The organism is Sphingomonas sp. CCH9-E2 (assembly GCF_001557215.1).
Taxonomy (GTDB): Bacteria; Pseudomonadota; Alphaproteobacteria; order Sphingomonadales; family Sphingomonadaceae; genus Sphingomonas.
Genome location: NZ_LSJM01000329.1, coordinates 1 through 5380 on the forward strand (window position 1 = coordinate 1; position 5380 = coordinate 5380).

General features: G+C 67.7%; 7 protein-coding genes. 1 reads left to right on the forward strand and 6 read right to left on the reverse strand.

The features are described from left to right. Positions 1-157: 157 nt before the first annotated feature. Positions 158-607: a DUF2721 domain-containing protein gene (locus AX681_RS15480; RefSeq protein ID WP_231733718.1), complete on the reverse strand. Its 450-nt coding sequence runs from the start codon at positions 605-607 to the stop codon at positions 158-160. An 83-nt stretch (positions 608-690) separates the two neighbouring features. On the opposite strand from AX681_RS15480, the gene AX681_RS15485 reads away from it, so the two are divergent. Continuing rightward, the gene (locus AX681_RS15485; protein WP_066659378.1) at positions 691-1803 is read left to right on the forward strand and encodes a GNAT family N-acetyltransferase; all 1113 of its coding nucleotides are present in this window, start codon (positions 691-693) and stop codon (positions 1801-1803) included. Positions 1804-1816: 13 nt separating this feature from the next. Here the strand turns inward: AX681_RS15485 and egtD are convergent, their stop codons facing one another. The 5 genes from egtD to AX681_RS15510 form a co-directional block, all read right to left on the reverse strand. Then, complete coding sequence (gene egtD, locus AX681_RS15490; protein WP_066659379.1) at positions 1817-2794, reverse strand: L-histidine N(alpha)-methyltransferase; 978 nt, start codon at positions 2792-2794, stop codon at positions 1817-1819. Between the two features lie 36 nt (positions 2795-2830). Then, the gene (egtB, locus tag AX681_RS15495) at positions 2831-4090 is read right to left on the reverse strand and encodes an ergothioneine biosynthesis protein EgtB (RefSeq protein ID WP_066659380.1); all 1260 of its coding nucleotides are present in this window, start codon (positions 4088-4090) and stop codon (positions 2831-2833) included. A gap of 44 nt (positions 4091-4134) precedes the next feature. Further along, on the reverse strand, positions 4135-4704 hold the full coding sequence (locus AX681_RS15500) for a cob(I)yrinic acid a,c-diamide adenosyltransferase (RefSeq protein ID WP_066659381.1): 570 nt from the start codon (positions 4702-4704) through the stop codon (positions 4135-4137). An 18-nt stretch (positions 4705-4722) separates the two neighbouring features. Continuing rightward, positions 4723-4953: a twin transmembrane helix small protein gene (locus AX681_RS15505; protein ID WP_066659383.1), complete on the reverse strand. Its 231-nt coding sequence runs from the start codon at positions 4951-4953 to the stop codon at positions 4723-4725. A 9-nt stretch (positions 4954-4962) separates the two neighbouring features. After that, a partial coding sequence (locus tag AX681_RS15510; protein ID WP_231734983.1) for a glutamate--tRNA ligase family protein occupies positions 4963-5380 on the reverse strand: 418 nt, incomplete at its 5' end.

Consider the following 5380-nt stretch of genomic DNA (forward strand, 5'->3'; position numbering starts at 1 on the left):
GGGAGGGGGACCGCCGGCGAAGCCGGTGGTGGAGGGGCGGCTGCGCAGACAGCCGTTAGCAGCTCGGCAAGATTCCGCCTTCTGCGGGGCTGCCCCTCCGTCAGCGCTGCGCGCTGCCACCTCCCCCAGCAAGCTGGGGGAGGAGTTTACATCCCGCTCACCCCGCCCGGTCGCGCTCCAGCAATTCCTCACGCACATGCACCGCCTGCACCGACAGGCGCACTTCGAACAGAAACGCGATCAGCCCGGACGTCAGCAACAGCATCGACGCGATGAACGCCGCCGCCACGACCACGCCGATGTCGAGATGGACGATCTCCGCCCCGAACAGCAATGCGACAACCAGGCAGATCGCGATCGCGCTCGCGACGCACAGCCAGATCGAGGTGTTGATCACCGACAGCCGCCGGTCGATCAGGCGCAGCTCCCACACATGCCGCTCATGTTCCGCGCCGGTCGAAACCGGGTGCAGCTGCTCCAGCTTGCGCGCGCGGTCCACCACCCGCGCCATCCGCCCGACCAGCACGTTCAGGATGCCGGCGATACCCGCCAGCAGGAACACGGGCGCGATCGAAATCTGGATCGTCGCGGCGACGGTGGAGATCATGGGTGCCTGCATAAGGCCCAGCTTATGGCGCTAATCCACCACCGCCAACCCATTCGTAACGACTTGGCGCTAGACCCGCGCCCATGACGAAGCCGATGCCGCTCGCCGACTTCACGCGCCTGCCGCCGCTGCTGACCGCCAGCATCGGTGACGGGCTGGCAAGCGCGATAGACGGTGTCGCCGCATCCGCCGCGCCGACGCACCGCTTTCTGCGCTATGGCTGGTTCGCCGCCGCGCTCCACGCCTATGGCGGCGCAGCGCGCACGCTGACGGTCGCGCGCGAAGGCCTGCCGATCCTCGCGCTACCAATGATCGCCACCGGCCCCGCGCCCTTGCGGGTGGTGCAGGTGCCCGGCTGCTACTGGCCGTTCCGCGCCTTCCCCGTCGCGCAGGACGCCGGGACCGAAGCGTTCGAGGTCGCGTTCGACCTGCTCGCCCGCCACGCCAATGCGCTGCGCATCGGCCCGGTCTATGACGGCGACCCCGCGCTGGAAGGGTTGCGCGCCGCCGCCGCCACGCGCGGCTGGGTCGCGCTCGACCGCTTCGTCGCCGAAAGCTTCCTGCTCGATATGGCGGCGCTGCAGGCGGAGGGGACGTGGCCGCGCAACTCGACCCTGCGCAAGAATCGCTTTCATGAAAAGCATCTCGCCGAACATGGCGCACCCGACTGGAGCTTTGTCAGCGGCGCCGACTGGACTGCGTCGGCGTTCGACGCACTGGCAGAGATCGAGCGCAAGAGCTGGATCGCGGACCGCACCGACGGGCGCGATGCCAAGTTCACCGACACCGGCCATGGCGCCTTCTGGCGCGCGGCGGCGCAGGATCCGGTGATCGCGGACATGCTGTGGGCGGCGGTGCTGCGCATCGATGGCGAACCCACCGCATTCTCGTTCGACCTCAACGCCGGGTCGCTCAAATACGCCATCGCCAACAGCTACGACCCGCGCGTCGCCAAGCATTCGCCGGGGAAATTGCTCTATTACCGCAACCTCGTCCGCGCGCTTGAGGACGGCATCACCAATGTCGACTGGGGCGCGGGCGACAGCGGCTACAAGCGCGTGATCGGCGCCGACGCCGGCCCCGGGATCCGCGACTGGCTGTTCGTGCGTCCCGGCGCTCCCGCCCTCGCGGCCCGGTTGCTGCGCGGCCGCTGGCGTGCGAGCGGGAATGTGGAACCCCCAAGCTCCCCTCTCTGAAGGGGAGAGGAAATCACGGCGCCGTCTCCACCGCGCGTGCCTCGGCCAGGTACAGGCCGAACAGCCCGGCATCGTCGGTCCATGCCCGCGTCACCGTCCATCCGCCCGCCGCCAGCAGCAACCGCGCATCGCGGTCGCCATATTTGTGGCTATTCTCGGTATGGATCGTCTCGCCCGTCGCCATTTCAAAGCCACGTCCGTCGACCTCGAACGCCACTGCGCGGGTCGCTTCCAGATGCATCTCGATCCGCGCGCGCTCGTCGTTCCAGCGCGCCACATGCGCGAACGCATCGACCGGAATCGTGCCATCCAGCTCAGCATTGATCCGCTTGAGCAGATTGAGGTTGAACGCCGCGGTCACGCCCTGCGCATCGTCATAGGCGGGCACCAGCACCGCCGGGTCCTTGATCCGGTCGATCCCGATCAGCAGCGCTGATCCCTCCCCCAGCGAACCGCGCATCGTGCGCAGCAAGTCCACCGCCGCGACCGGCGCCATGTTGCCGATCGTGGAGCCCGGAAAGAAGCCCAACCGCGCCAGCCCCCCGATCCCGGCGGGCAGCTTCAGCGGCTTCAGGAAGTCGCCCTCCACCGGCTCGACCGCCAGCCCGGGGAATTGCGTCGCGATTGTCCGCGCCGAATCGCGCAGGAAATCACCCGAAATGTCGATCGGCACATAGGCGGCCGGGCGCAGCGCGCGCAGCAGGATCGGCGTCTTGACCGACGATCCCGATCCGAACTCGACCACCGCTCCGCCCAGCCCGACCGCGTGTGCGACCTCCGGACACACGCGCTCCAGCAGCGCCGTCTCGGTCCGCGTCGGATAATATTCGGGCAGCTGGGTGATGTCCTCGAACAGCTCCGACCCGCGCCGGTCATAGAACCAGCGCGCCGGGATCGCCCGGGGGCGTGCAGTCAGGCCGTTCAGCACATCGGCGCGAAACGCCGGGTCGGCCAGACTCACTTGGCCGTCTTCGATTTCCTGCTTCAGCATCGCTTGGGCTCCTCGATGCGGTGGGGGGAAGGGGTATCAGAGATCTTTCGCCAGCCGCACTCCGGTGAACTGCCAGCGCTGGTGCGGGTAGAAAAAATTGCGGTAACTCGCGCGCGCATGGCCGCGCGGCGTGGCGCAGCTGCCGCCGCGCAGCACGAACTGCCCGCTCATGAACTTGCCATTATATTCGCCGACCGCCCCCTCGGCGGCGGCAAAGCCGGGATAGGGGCGGTAGGCGCTGCCGGTCCATTCCCACACATCGCCAAAGAAAGCGGGGCCAGCGGCGGCAGGGCGCGGCTCGACCGGCCCGGCACGATCGAGCTGATTGCCGCCGGCCGGGTCAGATCTCGCCGCCGCAACCTCCCACTCCGCCTCGGTCGGCAGCCGCGCGCCGGCCCAGCTGGCATAGGCATCGGCCTCGAAGAAGCTCACATGCGTGACCGGCGCGGCGGGGTCGATCGCGCGCCGCCCATCCAGCCCGAACCGCGTCCAGCCGCCGTCCTGTCGCTCCCAATAGAGCGGCGCGTCGATGCCCTCACGCTGGACCCACGCCCAGCCGTCGGACAGCCAGTGGCGCGGCTCGCGATAGCCGCCATCGGCGATGAACGCCGCCCATTCGCCATTGGTCACGGTGCGGTCGGCAACCGCATGCGGGTGCAGCAGCACGCGATGGCGCGGCCCCTCGCAATCGAACGCGAATCCGTCGCCCTGCGTGCCGATCTCGGCCACGCCATGCGCACCTTCGATCCACTCGATCGGTCCCGGCATGGCCACCGGCACCTTGGGATCGCCCGGCCAGATCGCCGGCTCGATCGGATTGCACGAAAACAGGTGCAGAATATCGGTCAGCAGCAATTCCTGATGCTGCTCCTCATGGTGACACCCCAGTTCCACCAGCGCCACCGCCGCTTGCGGAAGGTGGGGCAGCGCCGCAACCAAAGCCGCATCCACCGCCGCGCGATAGTCCAGCACTTGCGCCAGCGTCGGCCGCGTCACCATGCCCCGCCGCGACCGCGCATGGCGCTGCCCCTCGGCCTCGTAATAGCTGTTGAACAGGAACGGGAAGCGATCGTCGTGCAGCCGATAGCCCGGCACGAAATCGCGCAACACGAAGGTCTCGAAGAACCAGGTCGTATGCGCCAGATGCCATTTGGCGGGCGAGGCATCGTCCATCGACTGCACGCTGGCATCGGCGTCGGACAAAGGCGCAACGAGATTGGCGGAAAGGTCGCGGACCTTGCGGAACCGCGTTTCGAGCGTTGTGCAGCACGCGGCGGGCGTCGCCTTCGTTCGCATTTCGTTCTCCTAACCCGAAACGCGGCGAGGGTCAAATCCTCAGCTCAGCGGTGCGCCCCTGGTGTCCACAGAACGTCGCCACCGGCATTTTGGTTCATTTCGCGCGCGAGGACAAAAAGCAGGTCCGACAAGCGGTTGAGATAGGCCAGCGCCTGCGGATTGATCGAAATTTCCGCCGCTGCCGCGGTCGCGCTGCGTTCTGCCCGGCGCACGATCGCGCGCGCCAGATGCATCGCCGCTGCACTCGACGTCCCGCCGGGAAGGATGAAGCTGGTGAGGGGGGAAAGCGATTCGTTGGCGGCGTCGATCGCCACTTCCAGCCGCGCGACCTGCGCATGGACGATGCGCAGGGTCATCTCGTCCGGCTCGAACGCCTCGCCCGGGGTCGCAAGGTCCGCGCCCAGGTCGAACAGGTCGTTCTGTACCGTCTTCAACAGATGCGCGGGATAGTCCTCGCCGATCGCTGCAATCGCCACGCCGATGGCGCTGTTCGCCTCATCGACATCGCCGATCGCCGCCAGCCGCGCGTCGTGCTTGGCCACGCGCGACCCGTCGACCAGCCCCGTGGTGCCGTCGTCACCGGTGCGCGTGTAAATCTTGTTGAGCTTGACCATCGCGCGGGGTTGTCCCGCTTACTTGCCGCTCGCCATCAGCAACAGCAGCGCGACGATCGCAATCGCGATCCCCTGAAACAGGATGCGCTGCTGCATCGCCTTGTTCGATTTCAGCGCCGACGCGCTCGGTCCATCGCCCGATTTGAGTTCCGCTTCGGTCGTGCGCAGGAACGCGACGATCCCCTTGATCAGGGCGAAGACGGTAGCCAGCATTGCGGCGACGAGCAGGAGGACCAGGAAGAGCTGCATCGCGCTAATCTAGTCCTTCCCCGCGCCGATTCCAACCGGAACCTCGCCCCGTCGCAAGGCATCGGCAATCGCCCTTCCATCCACGCCATTCTCGCGCAATGCCGCCAGCGTCGGCGCGCCATGCCGCTTCGCCAGCCGCTCCCCATCCGGCCCGGTCAGCAAGGCATGATGATGGTAACGCGGCGCCGGCAGGTCGAGCAGCGCCTGCAGCAACCGATGGACATGCGTCGCGGCCAACAGATCCTCGCCCCGCACCACATCGCTCACCCCCTGCGCCGCATCGTCGATGGTGACCGCCAGATGGTACGACGCCGGCGCATCCTTGCGCGCCAGCACCACATCGCCCTGCGCGGCCGGGTCGGCGGCAATCGTGCCGAAACGGCTATCCTCGAACCACAACCCATTCCTCCCCCAGCTTGCTGGGGGA